Origin of the sequence: Saccharothrix sp. NRRL B-16314 (genome assembly GCF_000716595.1) — a bacterium.
Classification (GTDB): domain Bacteria; phylum Actinomycetota; class Actinomycetes; order Mycobacteriales; family Pseudonocardiaceae; genus Actinosynnema.
The window spans coordinates 22,181-47,167 of sequence record NZ_JNXC01000002.1; the positions used below are offsets into that span (position 1 = coordinate 22,181).

The 24,987-nt window shown below is 70.8% G+C and carries 25 protein-coding genes; 10 read left to right on the forward strand and 15 right to left on the reverse strand.

Translation table 11 applies throughout. The features are described from left to right. The 4 genes from OQ02_RS04995 to OQ02_RS05010 form a co-directional block, all read right to left on the reverse strand. Window positions 1-1,434 (reverse strand): sugar ABC transporter permease, encoded by a 1,434-nt coding sequence (locus OQ02_RS04995; RefSeq protein ID WP_033437082.1) that lies wholly within the window; start codon window positions 1,432-1,434, stop codon window positions 1-3. A gap of 56 nt (window positions 1,435-1,490) precedes the next feature. Further along, window positions 1,491-2,264: an ATP-binding cassette domain-containing protein gene (locus OQ02_RS05000; protein ID WP_033437083.1), complete on the reverse strand. Its 774-nt coding sequence runs from the start codon at window positions 2,262-2,264 to the stop codon at window positions 1,491-1,493. A gap of 95 nt (window positions 2,265-2,359) precedes the next feature. Then, complete coding sequence (locus OQ02_RS05005; RefSeq protein WP_033437084.1) at window positions 2,360-3,493, reverse strand: sugar ABC transporter substrate-binding protein; 1,134 nt, start codon at window positions 3,491-3,493, stop codon at window positions 2,360-2,362. Window positions 3,494-3,660: 167 nt separating this feature from the next. Next, window positions 3,661-5,373: a DEAD/DEAH box helicase gene (locus OQ02_RS05010; RefSeq protein WP_033437085.1), complete on the reverse strand. Its 1,713-nt coding sequence runs from the start codon at window positions 5,371-5,373 to the stop codon at window positions 3,661-3,663. A gap of 186 nt (window positions 5,374-5,559) precedes the next feature. Here OQ02_RS05010 and OQ02_RS05015 point away from each other — a divergent pair, with 186 nt between their 5' ends. Continuing rightward, window positions 5,560-6,795, forward strand: a complete 1,236-nt coding sequence (locus OQ02_RS05015) for a YihY/virulence factor BrkB family protein (protein ID WP_156076888.1) — start codon at window positions 5,560-5,562, stop codon at window positions 6,793-6,795. A gap of 60 nt (window positions 6,796-6,855) precedes the next feature. Here OQ02_RS05015 and OQ02_RS05020 read toward each other — a convergent pair whose 3' ends face one another. Beyond that, window positions 6,856-7,104 carry a DUF3039 domain-containing protein gene (locus OQ02_RS05020; protein WP_033437086.1) on the reverse strand — a complete coding sequence of 83 codons (249 nt, stop codon included), beginning with the start codon at window positions 7,102-7,104 and terminating at the stop codon, window positions 6,856-6,858. Between the two features lie 31 nt (window positions 7,105-7,135). On the opposite strand from OQ02_RS05020, the gene OQ02_RS05025 reads away from it, so the two are divergent. After that, complete coding sequence (locus OQ02_RS05025) at window positions 7,136-8,044, forward strand: pseudouridine-5'-phosphate glycosidase (RefSeq protein WP_033437087.1); 909 nt, start codon at window positions 7,136-7,138, stop codon at window positions 8,042-8,044. Then, complete coding sequence (locus OQ02_RS05030) at window positions 8,041-8,949, forward strand: carbohydrate kinase family protein (RefSeq protein WP_033437088.1); 909 nt, start codon at window positions 8,041-8,043, stop codon at window positions 8,947-8,949. Before OQ02_RS05025 ends, OQ02_RS05030 begins: the two co-directional genes overlap by 4 nt. Here the strand turns inward: OQ02_RS05030 and OQ02_RS05035 are convergent. Beyond that, complete coding sequence (locus tag OQ02_RS05035) at window positions 8,931-9,245, reverse strand: DUF3099 domain-containing protein (protein ID WP_033437089.1); 315 nt, start codon at window positions 9,243-9,245, stop codon at window positions 8,931-8,933. The genes OQ02_RS05030 and OQ02_RS05035 overlap by 19 nt on opposite strands. 96 nt (window positions 9,246-9,341) lie before the next feature. Here OQ02_RS05035 and OQ02_RS05040 point away from each other — a divergent pair, with 96 nt between their 5' ends. The 4 genes from OQ02_RS05040 to OQ02_RS05055 all read left to right on the forward strand — a co-directional run bounded on the left by OQ02_RS05040 (window position 9,342) and on the right by OQ02_RS05055 (window position 14,110). After that, complete coding sequence (locus OQ02_RS05040; RefSeq protein WP_033437090.1) at window positions 9,342-10,844, forward strand: PucR family transcriptional regulator; 1,503 nt, start codon at window positions 9,342-9,344, stop codon at window positions 10,842-10,844. A gap of 153 nt (window positions 10,845-10,997) precedes the next feature. Next, complete coding sequence (locus tag OQ02_RS05045) at window positions 10,998-12,485, forward strand: DUF7782 domain-containing protein (RefSeq protein WP_033437091.1); 1,488 nt, start codon at window positions 10,998-11,000, stop codon at window positions 12,483-12,485. Then, window positions 12,482-12,907, forward strand: coding sequence for a D-aminoacyl-tRNA deacylase (gene dtd / locus OQ02_RS05050; RefSeq protein ID WP_033437092.1), 426 nt, complete (start codon window positions 12,482-12,484; stop codon window positions 12,905-12,907). The genes OQ02_RS05045 and dtd overlap by 4 nt, the downstream gene beginning before the upstream one ends. A 201-nt stretch (window positions 12,908-13,108) precedes the next feature. After that, window positions 13,109-14,110 carry a sigma-70 family RNA polymerase sigma factor gene (locus OQ02_RS05055; protein ID WP_033437093.1) on the forward strand — a complete coding sequence of 334 codons (1,002 nt, stop codon included), beginning with the start codon at window positions 13,109-13,111 and terminating at the stop codon, window positions 14,108-14,110. 172 nt (window positions 14,111-14,282) lie between these two features. Here OQ02_RS05055 and OQ02_RS05060 read toward each other — a convergent pair whose 3' ends face one another. Continuing rightward, a complete protein-coding gene (locus OQ02_RS05060; protein ID WP_033437094.1) occupies window positions 14,283-15,218 on the reverse strand; it encodes a phosphotransferase family protein in 936 nt (311 codons plus the stop codon). Between the two features lie 87 nt (window positions 15,219-15,305). Between OQ02_RS05060 and OQ02_RS05065 the strand changes: the two genes are divergently transcribed. Further along, window positions 15,306-16,979, forward strand: a complete 1,674-nt coding sequence (locus tag OQ02_RS05065; RefSeq protein ID WP_033437095.1) for a fumarate hydratase — start codon at window positions 15,306-15,308, stop codon at window positions 16,977-16,979. A 4-nt stretch (window positions 16,980-16,983) separates the two neighbouring features. Here the strand turns inward: OQ02_RS05065 and OQ02_RS05070 are convergent, their stop codons facing one another. Next, window positions 16,984-17,172, reverse strand: a complete 189-nt coding sequence (locus OQ02_RS05070; protein ID WP_033437096.1) for a DUF397 domain-containing protein — start codon at window positions 17,170-17,172, stop codon at window positions 16,984-16,986. Then, complete coding sequence (locus tag OQ02_RS05075) at window positions 17,172-18,017, reverse strand: helix-turn-helix domain-containing protein (protein ID WP_033437097.1); 846 nt, start codon at window positions 18,015-18,017, stop codon at window positions 17,172-17,174. Before OQ02_RS05075 ends, OQ02_RS05070 begins: the two co-directional genes overlap by 1 nt. 105 nt (window positions 18,018-18,122) lie before the next feature. Here OQ02_RS05075 and OQ02_RS05080 point away from each other — a divergent pair, with 105 nt between their 5' ends. Further along, window positions 18,123-18,377: a hypothetical protein gene (locus tag OQ02_RS05080; protein WP_033437098.1), complete on the forward strand. Its 255-nt coding sequence runs from the start codon at window positions 18,123-18,125 to the stop codon at window positions 18,375-18,377. A gap of 32 nt (window positions 18,378-18,409) precedes the next feature. Here the strand turns inward: OQ02_RS05080 and OQ02_RS05085 are convergent, their stop codons facing one another. The 6 genes from OQ02_RS05085 to OQ02_RS05110 form a co-directional block, all read right to left on the reverse strand. Continuing rightward, window positions 18,410-18,970 carry a GNAT family N-acetyltransferase gene (locus tag OQ02_RS05085; RefSeq protein WP_051771846.1) on the reverse strand — a complete coding sequence of 187 codons (561 nt, stop codon included), beginning with the start codon at window positions 18,968-18,970 and terminating at the stop codon, window positions 18,410-18,412. Continuing rightward, window positions 18,967-19,509, reverse strand: coding sequence for a hypothetical protein (locus tag OQ02_RS43595; protein ID WP_156076889.1), 543 nt, complete (start codon window positions 19,507-19,509; stop codon window positions 18,967-18,969). The genes OQ02_RS05085 and OQ02_RS43595 overlap by 4 nt, the downstream gene beginning before the upstream one ends. Before the next feature lie 101 nt (window positions 19,510-19,610). Further along, on the reverse strand, window positions 19,611-20,099 hold the full coding sequence (locus tag OQ02_RS05095; RefSeq protein ID WP_033437100.1) for a hypothetical protein: 489 nt from the start codon (window positions 20,097-20,099) through the stop codon (window positions 19,611-19,613). A 51-nt stretch (window positions 20,100-20,150) separates the two neighbouring features. After that, a complete protein-coding gene (locus OQ02_RS05100) occupies window positions 20,151-21,335 on the reverse strand; it encodes a hypothetical protein (RefSeq protein WP_231499881.1) in 1,185 nt (394 codons plus the stop codon). Continuing rightward, window positions 21,332-22,588, reverse strand: a complete 1,257-nt coding sequence (locus tag OQ02_RS05105) for a glucarate dehydratase family protein (protein ID WP_033437101.1) — start codon at window positions 22,586-22,588, stop codon at window positions 21,332-21,334. Before OQ02_RS05105 ends, OQ02_RS05100 begins: the two co-directional genes overlap by 4 nt. Next, a complete protein-coding gene (locus tag OQ02_RS05110) occupies window positions 22,585-23,487 on the reverse strand; it encodes a 5-dehydro-4-deoxyglucarate dehydratase (RefSeq protein WP_033437102.1) in 903 nt (300 codons plus the stop codon). Before OQ02_RS05110 ends, OQ02_RS05105 begins: the two co-directional genes overlap by 4 nt. Before the next feature lie 707 nt (window positions 23,488-24,194). Here OQ02_RS05110 and OQ02_RS05115 point away from each other — a divergent pair. Beyond that, window positions 24,195-24,977 carry an IclR family transcriptional regulator gene (locus tag OQ02_RS05115; protein ID WP_051771973.1) on the forward strand — a complete coding sequence of 261 codons (783 nt, stop codon included), beginning with the start codon at window positions 24,195-24,197 and terminating at the stop codon, window positions 24,975-24,977. The last annotated feature ends 10 nt before the right edge of the window (window positions 24,978-24,987 follow it).

Genomic DNA, 24,987 nt, shown 5'->3' on the forward strand with positions numbered 1-24,987 from the left:
TCAGCGGACGGTGGTGGCCGCCCGGCGGCGGGACAGCGCGTCGACGCTCGCGGCGAGCAGCAGGACGAGGCCGGTCACGATGAACACCACGGCGGCGGGCTGCTTGAGCAGGCCCATGCCGTTCTGGATGATCGCGAGCACCGCGCCACCGATGACCGCGTCGCGCAGCTTGCCCTTGCCGCCGAACAGCGACGTGCCGCCGATCACGGCCGCGCCGACCGCCATCAGCAGCGTGTTGCCGCCACCGGCGTTCGGGTCGACCGAGCCGACCTTCGACGAGTAGACGATCGCGCCGATGGCCGCCAGCGTGGAGGCGATCACGAACACGCTCATCCGGATCTGCGCCACGTTGATGCCGGCGCGGCGGGCCGCTTCCTTGTTGCCGCCGACGGCGTAGACGTGCCGGCCGTAGCGGGTGCGTTCGAGCACGAACGTGCCGATGACCAGCAGCACGAGCACGATCGGCACCACGAACGGCACGCCCGTGATCACCACGACGCTGCTCTGCGAGCGGTTCAGCGTCAACGCGTAGGTGGCGACCGCGGCCAGCAGCACGACCGCGCCGACCTTGGCCAGCACCATCGGGGTGGGCGACGCGACCAGGCCGCGGCGCAGCCGGCTGAAGTGGCGGCCGAGCACGACCGCCGCGTAGCCGCCGGTCGCGAGGACGAACAGCGCCCACGAGCCCGCGGTGCTCAGGTTGCCGTTGGCCACGTTGAACAGCGTGTCGTCGTTCAGGCCGAGCGTGCCGCCCTGACCGATGAACTGGAGGATGACGCCGCCCCAGGCCAGGAACAGCGCCAGGGTCACGACGAACGACGGGATGCCGACGCGGGCGACGAGGAAGCCGGTGATGGAGCCGATGGCGGCACCGACGCAGACGGCCAGCAGCATCTCGACCCACGCGTTGGCCGGCACGCCGAACAGTGCGATGCCCAGCGCCACCAGCGACAGCGCCGTGCCCGCCCAGATCCGCATCATGGCCGCGAACACGGCGGCCAGCACGAGGATGCCGCAGAACAGGTAGAAGACGGTGTCGCCCATGCCGCCGAGCAGGTTGCCGCCCTTGACCAGGTGCAGCGCCATCACCGAGGCGCACACACCGGACGCGGTGCCGGCGGACAGGTCGATCTCGCCCAGGAGCAGGACGAACACCAGGCCCATCGCGATGATCACGACGCTCGCGCCCTGGGCGAGCAGGTTCGCGATGTTGCCGAGGGTCAGGAAGGTGTCGGCCAGCGAGCTGAACACGATGAGCAGCACGATCACGCCGAGCAGCGCGGGCAGGGAGCCCAGTTCGCCGCCGCGCAGTCGGGCCACGTAGTCGCGCGCCGCCTCACCGGTGGACTGGGAGGTGGTGTCGATGCCGAAGTCGGAGATTGCGGCGCCCTGCGGGGTGTCCTGCGGGGACGTCTCGCTGGTGGTCTTGGACATGCTGCGTTCCTCGTCGTGGGGTGCTTGGCCGGGCGGGCGGCCGTCACTGGCGGACATCAGATGGTGGCGGTCTCGGGGCGGGCGATGCCCAGGTCCCCGGAGCGCCCGGCGGTGATCAGCTCGACCACCTGGCCGTGGGTGACGTCCTTGGTGTTCACCTCGGCTGCCATCCGGCCGAGGTAGAGGCACGCGATGCGGTCCGCGACCTCGAACACGTCGTTCATGTTGTGGCTGATCAGCACCACGCCCAGGCCCTGCTCGGCGAGTCGCCGGACCAGGTCGAGGACCTGGCGGGTCTGCGCGACGCCCAGCGCCGCGGTCGGCTCGTCCAGCAGCACGACCTTGCTGTTCCAGAGCACGGCCTTGGCGATGGCGACGGTCTGGCGCTGCCCACCGGACAGCGACGCGACCTGCGTGCGCACCGACTTGACCGTGCGGACCGAGAGCGAGGTCAGGGTCGTGCGGGCGGCCTGCTCCATGTCGGCTTCGTTGAGCATGCCGAGCTTGCCGCGTTCCCGGCCGAGGAACATGTTCTGGACGATGTCGAGGTTGTCGCACAGCGCGAGGTCCTGGTAGACGACCTCGATGCCCAGGTTCGCGGCGTCGCGCGGCCCGTGGATGTGCACTTCGTCGCCGTTGAACAGGACCTGACCGGAGTCGGTCGGGTGGATGCCCGCGATGCACTTGACCAACGTCGACTTGCCCGCGCCGTTGTCGCCGACGAGGGCGGTGACCTGGCCGGGGTGCACGTCGAAGTCGATGTCGTGCAGGACGTGCACGGGACCGAAACTCTTGTTGATGCCGCGAAGTTCGAGGATCGGCTCGCTCACTGGATTTCCTCCGTCTAACCCTTTTTTGCCCCACACACGGGTGGGCGCGCCGAGGCGGGGTGCGTCTCCCACACCCCGCCCCGGCGCGAGCTGGACTACTTGATGCCGAGCTCGGTGCAGACGGCGGCCAGGTCGCCGGCGCAGATCTCCGTCGCCTTGACGAAGCCCGCGTCCACGACCGTCTTGACCTTGTCCTTGGTGATCAGCTGAGCGGGCAGCAGGACCGACTTGACGTCGCGGTTGCCCTTGGTGTCCTTGGTGACGCCGGTGGCCAGCTTGTCGGCCGCCGCCGTGTCGCCCTTGGCCAGCGCCGCGGCCAGCTTGGCGGTCGCCTCGGCCTGCTCGTTGATCGGCTTGAACACGGTCATGAACTGGTCGCCGCGCAGGATGGCCTGGAGGCCCTCCGGGGTGGCGTCCTGGCCCGTGACCGGGACCTTGCCGTTCAGGCCGTACTTCTTCAGCACGGTGATGACCGCACCCGCGAGGCCGTCGTTGGCGGCGACGACGCCGTCGACCTTCTGGCCGTTGCCGGTCAGGATCTGCTCGAAGGTGGTGCCACCCTTCTGGTTGTCCCAGTTGTCGATCGGCTGGGACTGGACCAGCTTGAGGTCGCCCGAGGCGTACTTGGGCTCCAGGACCTTCTTCTGGCCCTGGTGGAAGAGGGTGGCGTTGTTGTCGGTCGGCGCGCCCTCGATCTCGATGATCTCGGCCGGCTTCTTGCCCGGCGCGAGCGCGGCCAGGCCCTGGACCATGCCCTCGCCCTGGAGCTCGCCGACCTTCACGTTGTCGAACGAGACGTAGTACTTCGAGCTGCCGCCCAGGTTCAGCCGGTCGTAGTCGATGACCGGGATGCCCTGCGCCTCGGCCTTCTTCGCGACCGTCGCGCCGATCTCGCTGTTGGGCGTCGCGATGATCAGGACCTTGACCCCGGCGTTGATCATGCCGTCGGCGAGGGTGGAGAACTTCTGGACGTCGCCCTGGGCGTTCTGGATGTCGGCTTCGAGGCCTTCGGCCTTGAGCGCCTTCTCCAGCAGCGGCTTGTCGAAACCTTCCCAGCGTGCGGAACTGGCGGTCTCGGGGAGAATGACGCCGACCTTCGCGCCGCCCGAGCCGCTGTTCGTGTTGGTGTCCGTGGTGTTGCCACCGGTGGACGTGTTGGCGCCACATGCCGTCATGGCCACGGCGAGGCCGGTGCCAACGGCGATGAGAGCGAGGCTCTTGCTGCGCATCCGCCATCCCTTTCACGCAGAAGCGAAAATGTTGTGGCGCACAACGTATGCCGGGACAGGCGGTGACCGGAAGCACACTTGACCGGTCAAGTAGGCACGATGCGCTAACGACGAGGTAACCGAACGGTCATCTGACTACGCCTAATGTCGCAGTTGGCTACACCAGGTCACCAAGAGCGCAGCGTGGCGATGCGCTCTTCGAGCTGCTCGATGCTGGCCATCGCGGTCGGCGGACCCCCGCAGTACTCGCGCAGCTGGTTGTGGATCTTGCCGTGCGGCTTCTTGGTGCGGTGGTGGTGCATGGCCACCAGGGTGTTGAGCTCCTTGCGCAGCTGGGCCAGCCGTTCCTGCACGCCGGCCGCGCGGGCCGGTGCGGGCGGAGGCGGCGCGGCGACCGGGCGCTTGCCGGCCTCGACCAGCTGCTTCTCCTGCCGCTGCCGCAGCAGCGCGCGCACCTGATCGGGTTCCAGCAGACCCGGCAGGCCGAGGTACTCCTGCTCTTCGTCACTCCCCGCGAACGCCGCCGTGCCGAACGAGGAGCCGTCGTAAATCACCTGATCGAGTTCGGCCGACGCGCCGAGGGCGGTGAACGCCCGCTCCTCCTCGCCCGGCTCGTCCTTGACCTGGTTCGCCTGGGCCAGCAGCTCGTCGTCCCAGCCGTCCTTCTCGCGGTGCGGCTTGCCGAGCACGTGGTCGCGCTGCTGCTCCAGCTCGCTGGCCAGGCCGAGCAGGACGGGCACGCTGGGCACGAAGACGCTGGCCGTCTCGCCCTTGGCGCGCTGCCGCACGAACCGGCCGACGGCCTGGGCGAAGAACAGGGGCGTCGACGCGCTGGTGGCGTACACGCCGACGGCCAGCCGCGGCACGTCCACGCCTTCCGACACCATCCGGACGGCGATCATCCACCGGTCCCGGGTGGCGCCGAACTCGGCGATCCGGCCGGACGCCTTCGGGTCGTCGGACAGCACCAGGGTCGCGTCGTGGCCCGTGTGCCGCTTCAGGATCTCCGCGTAGGCCTTGGCCACGGTCTGGTCGGTGGCGATCACCAGGCCGCCCGCGTCCGGCATGCCGCCCTCGCGCAGCTGGGTCAGGCGCATGTCGGCGGCCTTGAGGACCGACGGCATCCACTCCCCCGTCGGGTCCAGCGCCACCCGCCACGCCCGCGCGGTCTGCTCCTGCGTCAACGGCTCGCCGAGCCGCGCGGAGAACTCCTCCCCCGCGCTCGTCCGCCAGCTCGCCTCACCGGAGTAGGCGAGGAAGATCACCGGCCGGACCACGCCGTCGCGCAACGCGTCCGCGTAGCCGTAGGAGTGGTCCGAGCGGCTGCGCTGGACGCCGTCCGGGCCCGGTTCGTAGCTGACGAACGGGATCGGCGAGTCGTCCGAGCGGAACGGGGTTCCCGTCAGGCACAGCCGGCGCACGGCGGGCGTGAACGCCTCGCGGATCGCGTCGCCCCAGGACTTCGCGTCGCCGCCGTGGTGGATCTCGTCCAGCAGGACCAGCGTCTTGCGGTTCTCCGTGCGGACCCGGTGCAGCATCGGGTGCGCCGCGACCTGGGCGTACGTGAGGGCGACGCCGTGGTAGTCGCGGGACGTCACCGCGTTGGTGTTGCGGAAGTTCGAGTCGATCGCGATGCCCACGTCGGCCGCCGCCTGCGACCACTGGTGCTTCAGGTGCTCGGTGGGGGCGACGATGGTGATCGCCTCGACCGTGCGGTCAGCCAGCAGTTCCGCCGCGACGCGCAGGCCGAACGTCGTCTTGCCGGCGCCGGGGGTCGCGACCGCGAGGAAGTCCTTGGGCTTCGCGGCCAGGTACTTGGTGAGGGCGCGCCGCTGCCAGGCGCGGAGGGGACGGGTCGTGGCGACTTGCGGTTGCGACAACCTCGAAACCCCTTCTGCGCTGATCAGCGGCGGTGCCCTGCGGGTGGTGCGGCGTCCGTGCGGCGCTGTTGCGGTGGTGGACACGCAAATGCCCTCGGTGCGGGTGACCGTCGAGGGCATGGACAGCCTACCCGCTGCGCCCTCGGCACACGGGCGCCGATGCCGCGAAATCACCCGGGATGCACCATGCTTGATGTTGCGATGGGTTCGCCGAGGGACGAGACAGCACGCAGCGCGGGTCGCAAGGGGCCCCTGCGTCTGTTGGCGCGCACGCTGTCGAAGGCGTGGGAGGGGAGCATCTTCTCCGAGGCGGCCGAGGCGGCGTTCTGGCAGGTCTTGTCGTTCCCGCCGCTGTTGCTGGGATTGCTGGGCAGCCTCGGGTACCTCGGGGACTGGTTCGGGCCGGAGGTCGTCAGCGCGGTCAAGGACCGGATCATCTCGACCTGCCGGACGATCTTCAGCCAGGACGTGGTCAACGAGGTGATCGTGCCCACCGTCGACCAGATCCTCACCACCGGCAAGGGCGAGATCGTCTCGGTCGGGTTCCTGATCTCGCTGTGGGCCGGGTCGTCGGCGATGTCGTCGTTCGTGGACGCGATCACCGCGGCGCACGACCAGTACGGGGTGCGCAACGAGGTGTGGCAGCGGATCTTCGCGCTGCTGCTGTACATGGCGAGCCTGGTGCTGCTGATCGTCGGCCTGCCGGTGCTGGCCCTCGGCCCCGACCTCCTGCCGCAGGTGTTCCCGGATTCGTGGCAGCCGGTCATCGAGTCGTGGCTGAGCGCGTTCTACTACCCGGGCATCGCGGTGCTGCTGGTGGTGGCGTTGGCGACGCTCTACAAGGTGTCGCTGCCGAACAAGCTGCCGTGGCACCGGCTGATGCCGGGGGCGGTGCTGGCGATGGCGGTGTTCCTGCTGTCGTCCATCGGGCTGCGGCTGTACATCCAGTGGATCACGACGACCGGGTACACGTACGGGGCGCTGGCGACGCCGATCGCGTTCCTGCTGTTCGCCTACCTGATCGGGCTGGCGATCACGCTGGGCGCCTACTTCAACAGCGCGTTGCAGGAGATGTGGCCGGCGCGGATGACCCGGCGGCAGCGGCGGCGGTGGCAGCGGCTGGAGATCGAGCGGGCGGCCGAGCGGCGGCGGGCCGACAAGGGGCGGCAGGTGTCGCGGGGTGACGCCGCCGGACCGAGCGGGTCTGCTGGTTCGGGCGGTTCGGGCGGTTCGGGCGGTTCGGGCGGGTCTGCCGGGCCGAGCGGGTCTGCCGGGCCGAGCGGGGCGGCTGGTTCCGGCGGTGCGGCCGGATCTGCTGCGGCTACCGGCACCGCGCCGTCGCCGGCGGACACCAACCACACGGTGCCGTTGCCGGTGGAACGGGTGAAGCCGCGGCCCGAGCGCGAATCGCGCGGTGTCTGAATCGCACGACTCACCCCGGCACGCGGGTGGCGCGCCGGGGTGTCGGACTTCCGCGGAGGTCTACTCGCCGCCGCCCTTGGGCAGGCCCTCGTAGATCTTCTTGCAATCCGGGCAGACGGGGGACCCCGGCTTGGGCGACTTCGTCACCGGGAACACCTCGCCGCACAACGCCACCACGTGCGTGCCCATCACCGCGCTTTCCGCGATCTTGGCCTTGCGCACGTAGTGGAACATCTTCGGGGTGTCGTCCCCGGTGTGGTCCGTGCCTTCCGGCCGGGTCTCCACCTCGGGCAGAGTCTGCGTGCTCACGGGCTCAGCGTACCTGGGATGATGGACCCTCGTGAGTACGCCGAGCATCACCGACGAAGTCCGATCCGCCCTGGCCGAGAACCGGCCGGTGGTCGCGTTGGAGAGCACGATCCTGTCCCACGGGCTACCGCCCGGCCGCAACCGCGAGGTCGCCGAACGGCTCGAAGGCGTGGTGCGCGCCGCGGGCGCGGTGCCCGCCACGATCGCCGTGCTCGGCGGTGTGCCCAAGATCGGGCTGACCCCCGCCGAACTCGATTACGTCTGCGATCCGGCCAACGACCTGGTGAAACTGTCCCGCCGTGACCTGGGCGCCGCGTACGCGTTGAAGCGCGACGGCGCCACGACGGTCGCCAGCACGGCGGCGTTGGCGGCTGCGGCCGGGATCGGGGTGTTCGCCACCGGCGGTCTGGGCGGCGTGCACCGCGGCGCGCGGGAGACGTGGGACGTGTCCGCCGATCTGGACGTGCTGGCCACGACACCCGTGCTGGTGGTCTGCTCGGGCGTGAAGTCGATCCTCGACATGGGCGCGACGCTGGAGCTGCTGGAGACCCGGTCCGTGCCGGTGCTCGGCTTCGGCACGGACCGGTTCCCCGCGTTCTACCGGCGCGAGTCGGAGTTCGACGTGCCGTGGCGGGTGGATTCGGTGGCGGACGCGGCGGCGGTCGTGGCGGCGCACCGGACGGTGCCGGGTTCGGCGGGCGTGCTGCTGGCCAACCCGATCCCGGTCGAGTTCGAGATGGCCGCCGACCTGCACGAACGGCTGCTGACCGAGGGCCTGGAGCTGCTGCGCGAGCGTGACGTGCACGGCAAGGAGGTCACGCCGGTGCTGCTGGAGCACTTCCACACCGCGAGCGCCGGGGTGAGCCTGGACGCGAACGAGGCCCTGGTGGTGTCGAACGCCTCGTTGGCCGCGCGGGTGGCCGTGGAGCTGGCGGCGTGACGGGGATCGTGGTCGTCGGCGACGCCGGGCTGGACGTGGTGGCCCGGCACGCGGGGCCGATCGTGCACGGCGGCGACTCGCGGGCGTCGGTGACCATCGAGCCCGGAGGTGCGGGCGCGAACACGGCGGTGTGGCTGGCCGCCTGCGGCACGTCACCCGTGCTGGTGGCGCGCGTCGGCGCGGACTCCGCCGGTCGGCAGGTCCACTCGGAGCTGACGACGGCCGGGGTGCGGTGCGCGTTCGCGGTCGACCCCGAGGCGGCTACGTGCTGCGTGGTGGTGCTGGTGGACGACACCGGCCAGCGGAGCATGCTGCCCGACCGGGGCGCGAACGCCCGGTTCTCCCCCGACGACCTCGACCCCGGGCTGCTGCGGGACGCGTCCCACCTGCACCTCTCCGGGTACGTGCTGCTGGACGCGTCGTCGCGGGCGGCCGGGGTGGCGGCGTTGCGGGCGGCCCGGGACGCGGGGCTGACCACGTCGGTCGACCCGCAGTCGGCGGCGTTGATCTACGACGGGTTCCTGGACGACGTGCGCGGGGTGGACGTGCTGCTGCCCAACACCGAGGAACTCGTGGCGCTCACCGGCTCGGCGTCGCCCGCTTCGGCGTCCGCGCTGCTGGACGTGGTGGGTGCGGTGGCGTTGACGTCCGGCGCGGACGGTGCGAGCTGGGTGGACCGGGACGGCGTGGTGTCGGTGCCGGCCGAGGGCGTCGAGTGCGTCGACTCGACCGGGGCCGGTGACGCGTTCGACGCCGGGTTGCTGGCGGCGTGGCTGTCCGGGGCGTCACGGCGCGAGGCGCTGCTCGGCGGTGTGCGTGCGGCGGCTCGGGCGGTGTCCGGTGTCGGCGCCCAACCCGTTCGACCGGGGGTGCCTCCGGGGGTTTCTCAGCCGTCGATGACGTGATGGTCGCGGGCTTCGAGGGCGCGGTGCTCCTGGGCGAAACGGCTGGGCTTCTCCGCCTTGCGGGGAGGCCGGTCGTTCGCGATCAGCACCGCCATCCACGGCAGCGGCACGGACAGCACGATCAGGGCCAGGGCCAGCCACCAGGTCTCGTAGAACACCATCGCCAGGATGAGGCACGGGATGCGGGCGCCCATCATGATCGCGTACTTGCGCTTGCGCGCGGCGTGCTGCTCCTCGAAGGAAGGAGCCGCTTCGGTGATGAGCACCGGTGTGCCTTCGCGCTCGGGACTGGCCATGCCTCCATCGTCCCACTGCGTGGTCCTGACCGGTACCTGCCCGGTATCGAATTCACAATCGCCGCGCGTCGGGCCCGCTGACCGTACGATCCCGCTGTGGTCGCCCTTGATCGCCTGGTGGACGTGCTCGGGAGCCTCGGCACGCACCTGAGCTGCGCGCCGCGGGGGCGGGACGTGCAGCTGCGCGGCGTGGCGCTGCACGATCCGGCGGAGCACACGCAGGCCGCGCCGGACGACGTCCTGCTCGGGTTGGGTGTGCCGACGCCCGCCGCGGCGGCCCGGCTGGTCGGTGGGACGTCGGCGGCGGCGGTCGTGCTGCACGGGTCGCCCCCGTTGGACGAACGGGTGGTCGCGGCGGCGAAGCGGTCCGGGGCGGCGGTGCTGCTGGTGGACCCGTCGGTGCCCTGGGGGCAGTTGGCGAACGTCGCGCAGACGTTGGTGCTCGGCGGTCAGGGTTCCGGTGACCTGTTCGCGGTGGCGGACGCGATCGCGGCGGTGGTCGGCGGGCCGGTGACGATCGAGGACCAGCAGTCTCGGGTGCTGGCGTACTCGTACCGGCAGCAGGACGTTGACCCGGTGCGGGTGCAGACCATCCTGGGGCGGCGGGTGCCGGAGGAGGCGTGGCAGGCGCTGGACGCGTACGGGGTGTTCACCCACCTGGCGCGGTCCGACGAGCCGCTGTTCGTGCCGAAGCTCACCGACCGGCTCGGCGGGCGGCTGGTGGCGGCGGTGCGGGCGGGGCGTGAGCTGCTGGGGTCGGTGTGGGTGGAGGTGGACCGCAACGTCGACTCGGGGCGTGCGGCGGCGCTGGTGGACGGGGCGCGGACGGCGGCGTTGCACCTGCTGCGGGCGCGTGCGTCGGCGGACCTGGAGCGGCAGGCCGAGGCCGACCTGGTGATCGAGGCGCTGGACTCCGGTGCGCCGGGGAACCTCGTCCGGCTGGGTTTGCCGTCTTTCGACCTGCGGGTCATCGCGGTGCAGGCGCACGCCGGTGAGGGTGAGCACGGGGCGGCGTTGTTGGCGTTCTCCCGGGCGACGGCGGGTTTTGGCTGGTCACGACCAGGGCGCTCGGCGTTGTTCGGCAACGTCCTGTACACCGTGCTGCCGTGCGGGGAGGACCCTGCGGCGGCCGTGGAGTGGGTGCGGGCGCTGGCGCGTGAGCTGCCCGCGGAGGCCGTGGTGATGGCGGGGATCGGCGGGCGGGCGGACGCGACGTCGTTGCCCGCCGCGCGGGATGAAGCCGACGAGTGCCTGGCGCTGTCGGACGGTGAGCCCGTGGTGTACGACGCGGCGTGGGCTCGGGTGTTGCTGCGGCGGTTGGCGGGGGTGGCGGAGGCCGGGCGGTTGCCGACGCGGGGGCCGGTGGCGGACCTGGTGCGGCACGACGCGGAGCACGGGACGCAGTACGCGGTGACGTTGCGGGCGTGGTTGGCGGCGCAGGGCGACGCGCGGGAGGCGGCGCGGGCGCTGGCCGTGCACCCGAACACGTTGCGCTACCGGATGCAGCGGATGGCGGCGGTGACGTCGTTGCCGTTGGACGACCCGGACCAGCGGTTGGCCCTGGCGATCGCGCTGGCCGTGACGCTGGGCGCGTTCTGAGCGTTGAATTCGGGTGTTCTGAACGTAGGACTCACGCGACCGGAACGTAGGACTCACGCGTTCGGAACGTAGGACTCACGCGTTCCGAACGTAGGACTCACGGTTCTGGGGGTTGGGTGGGCGGGGGTGGGTGGGGCGCGGGACGATGGCGGGGTGCTCCCTGATCTTTCTGCCGACCTGACCGCCCGGCTGCGCGCGGCGTTCCTGGCCGCCGACTACGACGCGGACGGGGTGGTCGACGTGCTCGGGCCGCAGGCCCACGCCGCGCTGGGCCGCGGTGAGCCCGAGGCCGCCCGGCGGGCCACCCGTGACGCCGGTGCGCTGGGCACCCTGACCCGCCTGTTCCTGCTCGGTGACACCGAGTCCGAGGCCGCCGTCCGGCAAGCCCTGCCCGACGTCGACCTGGACACCGCCGTCAAGGCCGAGGTGCTGCGCGCCGACGGGGACGGGTTGCGGGCGGGGCTGGACATCCGGCCCTACGGCGACGACGAGGGCTCCTGGTGGGTCATCGCCGACCAGGACTCCGAGCAGCGCGGCGGACCGGTGCCGACCGACCACGTGCTGGGTGTCGGCCACGCGTCCATCAGCCTGGCCCGCGCCACCTCCCGCCGTCAGGTCGGCACGCTGCTCGACCTGGGCACGGGTTGCGGCGTCCAGGCCCTGCACGCGAGCCGCCACGCGCAGAAGATCACCGCCACCGACCTGAGCGAGCGCGCGCTGGCACTGGCGGCGGGCACCTTCCGCATCAACGAGGTCGACGTCGAGCTCCGCCAGGGCGAGTGGTTCGGCCCCCTGCGCGGCCGGCGGTTCGACCAGGTCGTGTGCAACCCGCCGTTCGTCGTCGGCCCGCCCCGCGTCGACTACGTCTACCGGGACTCCGGCCTCGCCGGTGACGACGCCAGCGCCCTCGTCGTCCGCCAGATGCCCTCCTTCCTCAACGAGGGCGGTGTGGGCCAGCTGCTGGCCTCCTGGCTGCACCGCAAGGGCGAGGACTGGGCGGACAGGGTCTCGGCCTGGCTACCGCACGGCGGGGTGGACGCGTGGTTCGTGCAGCGGGACATCGCCGACCCCGCCCTGTACGTCGGCACCTGGCTGCGTGACGCGGGCGTTGACCCGCGCAGCGACGAGGGTCGCGCCAAGGCCTCGGCCTGGTTGGACTGGTTCGCCGAGAACGACGTCGAGGGCGTCGGGTTCGGCTTCGTCACGCTGCGCCGCACCGACACCGAGCACGCCGAGGTCGTCTGCGAAGACCTCCGCCAGGCCTACGACGACCCGCTGGGCCCGGAGTCCGCCGCCTGGCTGGACCGGGTCGCCTGGCTGCGCGCCACCGACAACGCCAAGCTCCTGGCCACCCGCTTCGACGTCCCGGAGACGGTCCTCCTGGAAGAGGTCTCGGCTCCGTCGGAGGAGGGCTGGGAGTCGGTCGTCCGCCGCCTCCACCGCACTGACGGCCCCGGTTGGCAGCACGAGCTGGACGAGACCGCGGCGAAGCTGCTGGCGGGTTTCCGCGGCGCGCTCCCCCTGGAAGACCTGGTCGCGCTGCTCGCCTACGCCCACGACCTGGACGCCGACGCGCTCGCCGAAGCGGCGCTGCCGGTGGTCCGCGAGCTCGTCCGGCACGGCATGGTGGTGCCCGCGTGAGAGCGGTGGTGGCGCGCGTCACAGAGGCGTCCGTCACCGTGGACGGCGAGGTCGTGGGCGCGATCGAGGAGCCCGGCCTGTTGGTGCTGCTGGGAGTGCATGTCGACGACGGCGCCGACAAGGCGCACGTGATGGCCCGGAAGCTCCACGAATTGCGCGTCCTCAGGGACGAAGAGTCGTGCGCCACAACGGGTGCACCGCTGTTGGTCGTGAGCCAGTTCACACTCTACGGCGAGACGAAGAAGGGGCGGCGGCCGTCCTGGACCGCCGCCGCACGCCCTGAGCACGCGGAGCCGTTGATCGATCAGGTGGTCGCGGAACTGCGGCGGAAGGGCGCCCGGGTGCAAACCGGGCGGTTCGGCGCGATGATGTCCGTACGGAGTGTGAACGACGGTCCGTTCACCGTGTTGGTGGAACTCTAGATCCCTCTCAGCCAATCCTCAGGATTCGGCGCGCAACCGCTGTGACGGCAGTGACGTCTCTTGGTCATGGGAAGCGGGAACCATTTCGCCCGGGTTCGCGTTTCCCAAGTGTCAGACACCGAAAGGTGCGCCGCGCAACGCAGCGCGGAGTGTGCGACACGACCGCACTGCCAGCCCGCGACACAAGGGGGAGGGAGCTCCATGACCGTCCCGAGGCTCCTCGACCGACAGGTCGGGAACGACACGGCCATCACGACCACCACGAGCGCCGAGCTGGACCTGGACGCCCAGGGACCTGCCGCCGACCTGGTTCGAGTCTACTTGAACGGCATCGGCAAGACGGCGCTGCTGACCGCGGCCGACGAGGTGGAACTCGCCAAGCGGATCGAGGCGGGCGTCTTCGCGCAGCACAAGCTGGAGACCCATCCCGGTCTGCCGGATGAGCGCCGCCGCGAACTGCGCGCGTTGATCCGCGATGGTCACATGGCAAAGAACCACCTTCTCGAAGCGAATCTCCGGTTGGTCGTTTCCCTTGCGAAGCGATACACCGGACGCGGAATGCCGCTGTTGGATCTCATCCAGGAAGGCAACCTGGGCTTGATCCGCGCGGTGGAGAAGTTCGACTACACCAAGGGCTTCAAGTTCTCGACCTACGCGACCTGGTGGATCCGCCAGGCGATCACCCGGGGAATGGCGGACCAGGGCCGCACGATCCGGCTGCCCGTCCACCTCGTGGAGCAGGTCAACAAGCTCGCCCGGATCAAGCGCGACCTGCACCAGCAGCTCGGCCGCGAGGCGACCAACGAGGAGCTGGCGAAGGAGGCGGGGCTGACGCCGGAGAAGGTCGTCGACCTGCTCGACCACGCCCGCGACCCGGTGAGCCTCGACATGCCCGTCGGCGCCGAGGAGGACGCCCCGCTGGGCGACTTCATCGAGGACTCCGACGCGACGGACGCGGAGAGCGCGGTCATCTCCGGCCTGCTGCAGGACGACCTGCGGCGCGTGCTCTCCACGCTGGAGCCGCGCGAGCAGTCGGTGATCCGGCTGCGGTACGGCCTGGAAGACGGCCAGCCGCGCACGCTGGACCAGATCGGCAAGCAGTTCGGCCTGTCGCGGGAGCGGGTGCGGCAGATCGAGCGCGAGGTCATGTCGAAGCTCCGGCAGGGCGAGCGGGCGGCGAAGCTGCGGGCCTACGCGAGCTGACGCGATACAGCAGGAGTCACCCCCGTCAGCAGGATTGACTTGTGACTCCTGTCACGGCACGGTCGTGCGTTACACGAGCCATGCGACGCCTCCGCCCCATTGCGCGGAGGCGGTCGCACGCTGAGGAAGGTCGGGGCGGTCGGGGGCCGGCCCGGCCTTCCGCGTTCAGCGCCTAGAGCTCCAGGTACTCGGCGAGCCGCTCGCGGAAGAACCGGACGTGCGCCTCGCGCTCGTCACCGGTGTACCCGCGCGGCACGCCCTCCACGATCATCACCAGGCACAGGTACGCGCGGTAGAGCGCGATCCGGGTTCGTTCCGACTCGGTGAACGCGTCCGTGCCGTAGCCGGCGGCGAAGTCGTCGTCCAACTCGGCGAACAACGCCACGGTCGCGATTTCGGCCAACGGGTCGCCGAACAGCGCGCGCTCCGGGTCGATGATGCCCTCGATCCGGAGACCTCCACCCCGGCTGTCGGCCAGGAAGATGTTCGCCTCCCACAGGTCGAAGTGCACCAACACCGGTTCGGCGACCTCGTCCAGCAGGTGCGCGCGGGCCGCGAACGCCGGCCGCACGTCGGGCAACTCCACGCCGAACCGGTCCGCGTCGGCGAGCACGGCGTCCACCATCTTCGTGAACGCCTCACGCCACGTCGGCGCGTTCGGGCCCTGGACGTAGCCGAACACGTCACCCGTGATCCGGTGCAGGTCACGGACGATCACGCCCAGCTCACGCCGCAACGCCCCGTGCTCGGCGTCGCTCAACCCCGGCCGTGCGGCGGACCACGGCTCGCCCGCCAGCGCCGTCATCAGCAGCAGGCCGTCCTCGTGCAGCAGGACCTCCGGCACCGGCAGCCCGTGCGCCGCCATCAGCTCGAACGCCAACGCCTCCGTGCGCATCAGGTCGCGTTCGTACGTCAGCAGCGGCACGTCCGAGGGCGGCGCGACCTTCAGCACGGTCACGCGACCATCCGCCGCCGTGAGCCGGTAGGCGGTGTTGAACATGCCCTCCGTCAGCTCGACGTGCTCCGCGAGCGGCACCCCGAGGACGCGGCGGACGAGGGCGTCGAGTTCGGCTTCGGGGAGCCGGCGCTTGGTGAGACTGTCGACCACGACGCGAATCACATCACGGCAACGGGACGCGGCGGCGGTCTCGGTATAAGTTCGGCGGAACCCGAAGCGCGCAAGGGAGCCCGCGACGTGCCTCCGCCGAACCTCTTGGCACCTGAGTTCCAGTACACCGACGTCCTGCCCCTGGCCAAGGACAACCACACCGAGTACCGGCTCGTCACGCCGGACGGGGTGTCGGTCGTCGAGGCCGCCGGCCGGACGTTCCTCCAGGTCGAGCCGGAAGCGTTGACGCTGCTGGCCAAGGAGGCCATCCGGGACATCCAGCACCTGCTGCGGCCCTCGCACCTGGCCCAGCTGCGGGCGATCGTGGACGACCCCGAAGCCAGCGGCAACGACCGGTTCGTCGCCATGGACCTGCTGCGCAACGCGTGCATCTCGGCGGGCGGCGTGCTGCCCATGTGCCAGGACACCGGCACCGCCATCGTGATGGGCAAGCGCACCGAGTCCGTGCTGACCGGCGGAACCGACGCGGAAGCCCTGTCGCGCGGCATCTTCGAGGCGTACCAGGAGTTGAACCTCCGGTACTCGCAGATGGCACCGGTCAGCTTCTGGGACGAGAAGAACACCGGCACCAACCTGCCCGCGCAGATCGACCTGTTCACCGCGCCGGGCGTCGAGCCGAAGTACGAGTTCCTGTTCATGGCCAAGGGCGGCGGGTCGGCCAACAAGACGTTCCTGTACCAGGAGACGAAGGCGCTGCTGAACCCGTCGCGGCTGGCCAAGTTCCTGGACGAGAAGCTGCGCTCGCTCGGCACCGCGGCCTGCCCGCCGTACCACCTGGCGGTCGTCGTCGGCGGTCTGTCGGCGGAGCAGAACCTGAAGGTCGCCAAGCTCGCGTCCGCCCGCTACCTCGACGGCCTGCCGACGGAGGGTTCGGCGCTCGGGCACGCGTTCCGGGACGTCGACCTGGAGCAGCAGGTGCTGGAGCTGACCCGGAACTTCGGCATCGGCGCCCAGTTCGGCGGCAAGTACTTCTGCCACGACGTGCGCGTCATCCGGCTGCCCCGGCACGGCGCGTCCTGCCCGGTCGGCATCGCGGTGTCGTGCTCGGCGGACCGGCAGGCCAAGGCGAAGATCACCCCCGAGGGGATCTTCATCGAGCAGATGGAACGCGACCCGGCGCACTTCCTGCCCGACGTCCACGGCGAGGAGCTGTCCGACGAGGTCGTGCAGATCGACCTGACGCGGCCGATGTCGGAGATCCGCGCGACGCTGTCGTCGTTGCCGGTGAAGACGCGGGTGTCGCTGACCGGGCCGCTGGTGGTGGCGCGGGACATCGCGCACGCCAAGATCATGGAACGGCTGGACGCGGGCGAGCCGATGCCGCAGTACCTGAAGGACCACCCGGTGTACTACGCCGGGCCGGCCAAGACGCCCGAGGGTTACGCGTCCGGGTCGTTCGGGCCGACGACGGCCGGGCGGATGGACTCGTACGTCGAGCGGTTCCAGGCGGCCGGCGGGTCGCTGGTGATGCTGGCCAAGGGCAACCGGTCCAAGCAGGTGACGCAGGCGTGCCAGGAGCACGGCGGGTTCTACCTGGGTTCGATCGGCGGACCGGCGGCGCGGCTGGCGCAGGACTGCATCCGCAAGGTCGAGGTGCTGGAGTACCCCGAGCTGGGCATGGAGGCGGTCTGGAAGATCGAGGTGGAGGACTTCCCGGCGTTCGTCGTGGTGGACGACAAGGGCAACGACTTCTTCGCCGAGACCTCCGCCCCGACCCTCCAGATCACGTTCCGCAAGTAGCTGCTCAGAGGTCGAAGACGCCCAGTTTGGTGCCGCGCGTGAAGAAGTCCCACTCGCTGTAGGTGAAGCGCTGTGGGGCTTCTTCAGGCCGGTTGCTGTTGCGGACGAGCACTTCGTCGGCCGTGCGCATGACCTCGACGCAGTTGGAGCCACCACCGCTGAACTTGGTCCACTGGTCTAGCTTCAGGGTCATCAGGTCTCCTCCGTGATCCGGGTCAGGAGTTCACGGCTTTCCTCCACCCCCAACGCCTTCGCACGGGTGTAGTCGAACCAGCGGCTCGTCTTGTCGACCTGGTTGGGCGCGTCCACGAAGTGATCTCCGAACGGGGTGTCGACGCTGACCAGCGACGGCAGCTTTTCGGGAAGCCGGAACAAGGTCAGCGTAGTGCCGCTCAACGCGTGCGCCCCTGCCCCTTCGGGCATGACCTGGACCACGACGTTCTCCATCTCGGTCAACCCCAGCACGTGCTTGACCTGGTCGCGCATGACCTCCGGCCCGCCGATGTTCGCCCGCAGCGCCGGTTCCGCGATCACCGCCCACAGCTGGAGGGGCGGTTCGCGGTCGGTCAGCAGCGCCCGGCGCTCCATCCGCAGGTGGAGGTTCTTCTCCAACGCCTCGCCGCCGAGGCCGACGCCGGCCATGAGCGTGCGGGCGTAGGCCTCGGTCTGGAGCACCGCCGGGATCAGCTCGAACGACGAGTACAGGGCCTCGGTGGCGATGGCTTCCACGTCGAGGATGCGGCGCAGCCAGGGGTGGATCGCGCCGCCGATCTTGCTCTTCGGCCGGCGGCGGTGCGCCTCGGAGTTGAGGCCGAGCAAGTCGTCCCGCGTCGCGTCGTCCGCCCGGTAGAGGTCGAGCAGCTTCTCCAGCTCGGCCTGCTTGACGCCGCTGATCGCGTTCTCGATGTTGCTGATCTTGGTCATGGTGCAGTGCAGGACCTCGCCCACACGTTCGCGGGGCACGCCCGCTTCCTCGCGCATCCGGCGCAGGGTGGTGCCGATCTGGATGCGGGCGGCACTGCGGTGGGGGCTGGTCATCGCTCTCCTCGATCATCACCCGATCGGGACTTGTGTGCACCTTGTACATACGAGATAGTCGCCCCGAATTCGAAGAGTATATGACCATGAGCGGGGAGTGACTACATGGGGTCGACGTTCCACCAGCTGAGCCTAATCGAGACGGTGGGAAGCCGGGTGAACTTCCGGGAGATCACGCGGACGACGGTCTCCGAGGGGGAAGAGCTGCACGCGTGGATGGTGCGGATGCTCTCCAAGCACCGCTGCAACCTCGGCCTGTACGTGGCCGAGGCGGGCGCGGTCACCGACGAGGGCGACGAGATCGACGCCGACCTGTGGCTCGCGTGGGACGGGGTGGCCGCGTTCGCCACGACCGAGTGACGACCGGGTGACGACCCGACTGACGACCGGGATCAGTCGCCGATGTCGACCCAGTAGCGCCGGACGGCGCCGTGCTCGCCGTGCTGGATCTCTTCGAGGACTCCGCCGTGGCGCTCGATCGTCTTCATCGACGGGGTGTTGTCGGCTTCGCAGATGATCAGCACGCGGTCCAGGCCGTTGGCGCGTGCCTCCTCGAGCATCCGACCCAGCGCCCAGGTCGCCAGCCCGCGCCTGCGCGCGGAAGGCCTGATGCCGTAGCCGATGTGGCCGTACCGCTGCACGAAGTCGTCCAACCCGTACCGGAGCGCGATCCCGCCGAGCACCCGGCCGTCCTCGGTGATCCACCGGTAGGTGCAGCGCATCCGGCCGGGTTCCGCCTTCGCCGGGTCCGACTCGGCCGCCAGCCGGGCCACCCAGGCCGTGAACCCGGCGTACGAGTCGACCTCGTCTGACGGCCACAGCCCGAAACCGTCCTCGTGGACGCCCGGTCCCCAGTCGGCGCGCGCGTCGAGCCACGCGGCGTGGAGGCTCGTGGTGGGCGCGGTCAGGTCGAGCGAGGTCGCGGGGTGCGGGGGTGTGGGGTGTGGTGTCACGCCCTGTCCTCGCGGGCTTCCAGCACGAGTCGGCGTGAGCCGAGGGGCGCGTCGAGGGTGACGTTCAGCGGCACGTCCCGCAGCTCCTGCGTGCACATGCCGCCCTTGGGGGGCTCGTAGTAGGTCGTCACGAGGGTGATCAGCACCTGGTCACCGGACTGCGCGGTGATCTCGGCGCTCGCCGTCTTGCAGCCGCCCGCGATGCCGACGACCTGCACCGTCCGGCCGTCCTCGGACGTCCACGCCTGCCGCTTGTAGTGGTCCGGGAGGGTGCCGCCGTCGATCCGCTCGGCCTGCACCTCGGTCGGCCCGCCGGACAACGGCGCGGCACTGGTCTGCGGGGGCGGCTGGGGCGGCTGGGTCTCCCCCGACGTCTCCCCCGACGGCGGTGACAACGTTGTCGAGCCAGACGGCGAGGTGGCCGACGTGGCCGAGGACGCCGTGGTGGAAGCGGACGTGCCGGGCGGGGCGCTGGTGGTGGTGCTGCACCCTGCCAGCGCGAGCAGGGCAAGGGCGACGGCGACCTTGACGTTCCTCATAGCTTGAGGACGTTACTCGGGCCGCATCAGGTTGCAGCGCGTTGCCGTGCTGGTACCCGGCCGACCGGGCAGAGGCCGACCGGGCACCGGGGAGGCAGGCCCTACTTCACGGCCTGCCGAAGGGTGAGCACGACCTCGCGGTCGCCCAGCGGCGCGTCGAGCTTCGTGGTCAGCGGTGGGTAGCGGATGTCCATGGTGCAGGCCTGCGTGCCGGCGGGCTGGGTCTCGACCAGCTCGACGTGCACCTGCCGGGCGTCCTGCTTGGCGAGTTCGACGCTCGCCTTGCTGCATCCGCCCTCCAGGCCGATGACGCCGAGCACGCTGCCGTCGCCCTCGGTCCAGACGACGCCCGGCGCGCCCTCGGGCAGCAGACTCGCGTCCAGCTTGTCCTTGGGCACCTGCTTGCCGCCCGGCGGCACGGGTGCCTCGAACTCGGACTCGGGCGACGTGGGTGCGGTGGACGGCGCGGACGACTCCGTGGTCAGCACCGGACCGCCGGCGTCCGGTCGGCCGATGCCGCCCTGCGAGGAGCAGCCGACGAGTGCGACCAACAACGCGCCCGCACCCAGCGCGGTTCCAAGGCTTCTCATATGGACAGGACGGAGCCACCCGGTGTCCGGGTTGCTCCGTCCTGTTCACAGTTACCTGTTCGGGTGATCCGACCGGTTCAGGGCCGCCTTGATGCCCGTCACCGCGTGGCGCAGCGCGTCCATGCGCCGCGCCGAGGCCAGTCCGGCGTGGTACAGGTGGAACTCCTGGACGCCGGCCTCCGCGTAGGCCAGCCACTCCTTCAGCAGTTCGTCACCGTCCGCCGGCTTCGGCGGCAACGCCAGCACGTACGCGGCAGTGCGCACGTCGGCTTCCGCGCGCAGGGCGCGGATCGCGGGCAGGGACGCGTCCGCGCCCGGCCAGCACGTCAGGGTCAGCACGTCGACGTCGGTGTCGACTCCCCCGGCGACCGTCGCGAACGGTCCGGTGCCCCACGGGTCCGCGGTCGCGTGGGCGGCGATGCGGGTCGAAGGGGACTTCGCCCGGATCAGGCCCACCAGCTCGCGGCGCAGCGCGCGGGAGATGCCGGTGCGCACCTCGCGCACCTCGTCGGCCCGGTCGCCCAGCGCCTCTTCCACGCTGCCGACACCGTTGTCGACGCCGCTGTCGACGCCGTTGTCGATCGCCGCGCGCACCACCGCGCGCAAGCCGTCCGGGTCGGTGTAGCGGTCGGCGCAGGCCGCGCAGAAGCACAGCGACAGCAGTTTCTGCTGCACGGCCGACCAGTCCGCACCGTCGGTCTTCTCGTGGTGCCCGCCGTGGAAGAACCCGAGCGGCCCGCAGGCCTCCAGGACGATCCCGTCCGGCCGGCCCAGCTCCAGCACCTCGGACACCAGCGTCCGGGTGTACTCGACGACGTCGTCGTTCGACGGGCACAGCGCGTACGGGTACCGGTCGCCGAAGGCGTTGCGCACCACCACGTCGGGGTTCGCATCGCCCAGCCGGCTGCTGTGGGTCAGCACGGTCCACGCGTACACCGGCAGCCCGGCCGCACGCAGCGCGTCGGACGCCTCGCCGTACGAGTCCTCACTGTCCATCCAGGACGGCTGTGCGGGAGCCAAGCGCTTGCCCCGCCACGCCTCCTCCCGCACGGGCAGGTAGAACGCCGCGTGCCTGGCGTCCACCATCCGCCGCTCCGGGTGGAACGGCGTCGCCGCCCGAACGGTGTGGTACGACGCGGCCAAAGCGACCGCGTCCACGCCGAGCGACGCGACGCGGTCGACCGCGGACGGGTCGCCCACGACGTCCCAGGGGTACAAATGCGCAACGGTGGTCACCACCGGGGGCGCTTCCTCTCATACGACGGGTCGTGCTCCTGCATGTAACCGGTGTCGTCGCGCTGCACGAGGCCGCACGTCCGGTAGTTCTCCGCGAGCCGGGCCAGCGCGTCGCGGTCCAGCTCGACGCCCAGCCCCGGAGTGGTGGGCACCGGCAACGCGCCGTCGACGAACGTGAACGGCGTGGTGATCACGTCGTCCGCGGCGTTCCACGGGTAGTGCGTGTCGCACGCGTAGTTCAGGTTCGGCGTGGACGCGGCGAGGTGGGTCATCGCGGCCAGGCTGATCCCGAGGTGCGAGTTGGAGTGCATGGACAGGCCGATGCCGAACGTCCGGCAGATGCCGGCCAGCTCCTTCGACCGGGACAGGCCGCCCCAGTAGTGGTGGTCGGACAGGATGACCTGCACCGCGCCCACCTCCACCGATTGGGCGATGTGCTCGAACGCGATCACGCACATGTTCGTCGCCAACGGCATCGGCGCGCGTGCCGCCACCTGCGCCATCCCGTCGATGTCCGGCGCCGGGTCCTCCAGGTACTCGACCACGCCGTCGAGCGCCTCGGCGACCTTGAGCGACGTCTCCGGCGTCCACGCCGCGTTGGGGTCGAGCCGCAGCGGGTGGTCCGGGAACGCCTCGCGCAGCGCGTGGATCGCCTCGATCTCCTGCTCGGGCGGGTACACGCCGCCCTTGAGCTTGATCGACCCGAAGCCGTGGCGGTCGATCAGCAGCCTGGCCTGCGCCACGATGCCCGCCGGGCCCAGCGCCTCGCCGAACTCGTCCGGCTCGGCGCCGGGGTGCCCGGCCCACTTGTAGAAGAGGTAGGCGCTGTACGGCACGGCAGACCGCACAGCGCCGCCGAGGAGGTCGCTGACCGGTCGGCCCGACGCCTTGCCGCGGATGTCCCACGTCGCCACCTCGAACGGCGAGAACACCCGGTCCACAGTGGACTCGACGGTCAGCGGACCGGTCAGCCCGTGCCGGTCCGACCCGGCTTCGCCGCCCAACGCCGTCGCGATCCGCGCGTGCATCTCGTTCAGCGAGTGCACGTCGAGGCCGATCAGGGCGGGTGCGGCGGTGCGCATCCGGGTGAGGTGGCCGATGTCGCCGTAGCTCTCGCCGAGCCCGGAGATCCCCTCGTCGGTGTGCACCTCCACGATCGTGCGCAGCGCCCACGGCTCGTGCACGCCCACCGAGTTCAGCAGCGGCGGGTCGCGGAAGGCCACCGGTGTGATGACGATGTCGGTGATCTTCATGCGGTCAGGCTCCGTCCCGCCGCGATGATCTTCTCCAGTTCCGCCACGTGCTCCGGGGTCGGGTCGAGCAGCGGCGGGCGGACGCCGCCGACGTCGAGGCCGGTACCCCTCACAGCGGCCTTGACCAGCGACACCGCGTAACCGGGCACCCGGTCGCGCAGCTCCACCAGCGGCTTGTAGAACTCCAGCAGGTAGCTGGTGACCAGCGCGTCGTCACCGGCGTGCACGGCGTTGTAGAAGCCGAGCGAGATCTCCGGCGCGAAGCAGAACACCGCCGACGAGTACAGCTCGACGCCGATGCCCCGGTACGCGGGCACGGTCAGCTCGGCCGTCGGCAGGCCGTTGAAGAACTGGAACGGCTTGTCCACCGCCGAGCGCACCGCGAGCACGATGCGCTGCAGCAGGTCGATGTCGCCGAGCCCGTCCTTGAACCCGATCACCTTCGGCAGCGACGCGATCTCCACGGCCGTCTCCGGCGTGAACACCGCGTTGTTGCGCTGGTACACGATCAGCGGGAGTTCGGACGCCTCCGCCACCTCCGTCACGTACCGGACCAACCCCTTGGGCGGGTTGGTCACCAGGTACGGCGGGAGCAGCAGCAGACCGTCCGCACCGGCCCGTGCGGCGGCGTCCGCGATCCGCTTGGTCGTCGGCAGCGGGCCGCCCGCGCCGGAGAACACCGGCACCCGCCCGGCCGTCGCCTCGACCGCCACGGCCACCGCCCGTTCGACCTCCGCCGGTTCCAACGCGTGGAACTCGCCGGTGCCGCAGGCGACGAACACGCCACCCGCACCCGCCGCCACCCCGCGCTCGACGTGCTCGGCCAGCACGTCCTCGGCGAGCCCGCCGTCCGTGCCGAACGGCGTCACCGGGAAGAACAGCACCCCATCCAGTTGCATACCCAGACCTTCATCCCTTGATCGCTCCGGTGGTGATCCCACGCAGGAAGGACTTTTGCGTTTCCTCGCGCGGCAGCGCACAGGCGGCGAACGCGCTGACGAGGAGGTGGAGCAGCAGGGGCACCATCGGCGCTGATGAGCGAGTCCCCGCCGACGTGGCAGTGGTTCGGGTGCGGTTCCGCGGGGCGACCCCGAGGTCGGGGCCGCCCCGCGGGGTGGGCTGCGACGGCACCGCCGCCACTGGCCGTCGCCCCCACGTTCCGAGCGGTGCGCACCGGTGTCGCCCCGGGCGGGTGGACTGCGCTCGTCCGGGTTTCGCGCGACACCGGTCGTTCACCGGAATTCACCGGTTCGGCCGAAGCCGCCGTTCCGGTGGGGTCTGCGCCGGCGCGGAGCCGCGCGCCGGGAGACTTGGTGCGGACCTTCGGCACGCGACGGGTCGGTGCCGGCGGCGCGCTGAAGCGCACCGCTTCGCTCGCCGGCCCGTACCCGCAGGTCGGGCGCATGACAGGACCCGCAACGGTCGCTACAGCGACGGCCGTGGCGCACCGGCGGGAGGGTGTCATGGACGGTGGCTCCTCTTCGCAGCCATGCTGTTCATATATATGAATCGCGGTCGTACTTGTGAACGTGTTGGGCGGACTGTAAGAATCGGCGCAGCGACGTGTCAAGTGCGTGTTGCCGGAACATTTCCCGTGGAGGACTTGGTGACTGGACCCGCGTCACCCGCTCGGCCGAACGCGGTCAAGTCGGCCGATCGGACTGTGGAACTGCTCGAAGTGCTGTCGTCGTCGGACCGCCCGCTGACGCTGACCGAACTGCACCGTGAGCTGAGCTACCCGAAGTCGAGCCTCTACATGCTGTTGCAGACGCTCGTCGCCCGCGGGTGGGTGGAACTCGACCCGAGCCGCGGCACCTACGGCATCGGCGTGCGCGCGCTGCTCGTCGGCACGTCGTACCTCGACCACGACCCGGTGGTGCAGGTCGCCATCCGGGTGATGGAACAGGTCCGCCGGGAGATCAACGAGACGGTCCACCTGGCCCGGCTCGACGGCGGGGACGTGGTGTACCTGGCGAGCCGCGAGTCCGAGCACCACCTGCGCGTGGTGTCCCGCGTCGGCCGCCGGCTGCCCGCGCACGCCACGTCGCTGGGCAAGGCGCTGCTCGCCGCCCGCACCCCGGCCGAGGTCGACGCGATCCTGCCCGCGCGGCTGGACCCGCTGACCCCCAACACGATCATCGAACGCCCGGCGCTGCACACGCAGCTCGCGGGGTTCCGCGCGATCGGCTACGCGCACGAACGCGAAGAGAACACCCCCGGCCTCGGCTGCTTCGCCGTCGCCCTGCCGTACCGGAACCCGGTGCTCGACGCGATGAGCTGCTCCGTGCCGCTGGGCCGGCTCGACCCGGACCACGAACGACAGGTCATCGAAGCACTGCTGCACGCCGCCCGAACGATCACCGAACTGCTCCGCCAGTTCGGCCGCTGATACCGATTGC

What these genes read in the sequence shown, in the direction of transcription:
- OQ02_RS04995 (WP_033437082.1), bottom strand. Translation starts at nt 1,434, where the DNA reads ATGTCCAAGACCACCAGCGAGACGTCCCCGCAGGACACCCCGCAGGGC.
- OQ02_RS05005 (WP_033437084.1), bottom strand. Translation starts at nt 3,493, where the DNA reads ATGCGCAGCAAGAGCCTCGCTCTCATCGCCGTTGGCACCGGCCTCGCC.
- OQ02_RS05015 (WP_156076888.1), top strand. Translation starts at nt 5,560, where the DNA reads ATGCTTGATGTTGCGATGGGTTCGCCGAGGGACGAGACAGCACGCAGC.
- OQ02_RS05035 (WP_033437089.1), bottom strand. Translation starts at nt 9,245, where the DNA reads ATGGCCAGTCCCGAGCGCGAAGGCACACCGGTGCTCATCACCGAAGCG.
- OQ02_RS05055 (WP_033437093.1), top strand. Translation starts at nt 13,109, where the DNA reads ATGACCGTCCCGAGGCTCCTCGACCGACAGGTCGGGAACGACACGGCC.
- OQ02_RS05070 (WP_033437096.1), bottom strand. Translation starts at nt 17,172, where the DNA reads ATGACCCTGAAGCTAGACCAGTGGACCAAGTTCAGCGGTGGTGGCTCC.
- OQ02_RS05075 (WP_033437097.1), bottom strand. Translation starts at nt 18,017, where the DNA reads ATGACCAGCCCCCACCGCAGTGCCGCCCGCATCCAGATCGGCACCACC.
- OQ02_RS05080 (WP_033437098.1), top strand. Translation starts at nt 18,123, where the DNA reads ATGGGGTCGACGTTCCACCAGCTGAGCCTAATCGAGACGGTGGGAAGC.
- OQ02_RS43595 (WP_156076889.1), bottom strand. Translation starts at nt 19,509, where the DNA reads ATGAGGAACGTCAAGGTCGCCGTCGCCCTTGCCCTGCTCGCGCTGGCA.
- OQ02_RS05095 (WP_033437100.1), bottom strand. Translation starts at nt 20,099, where the DNA reads ATGAGAAGCCTTGGAACCGCGCTGGGTGCGGGCGCGTTGTTGGTCGCA.
- OQ02_RS05105 (WP_033437101.1), bottom strand. Translation starts at nt 22,588, where the DNA reads ATGAAGATCACCGACATCGTCATCACACCGGTGGCCTTCCGCGACCCG.
- OQ02_RS05110 (WP_033437102.1), bottom strand. Translation starts at nt 23,487, where the DNA reads ATGCAACTGGATGGGGTGCTGTTCTTCCCGGTGACGCCGTTCGGCACG.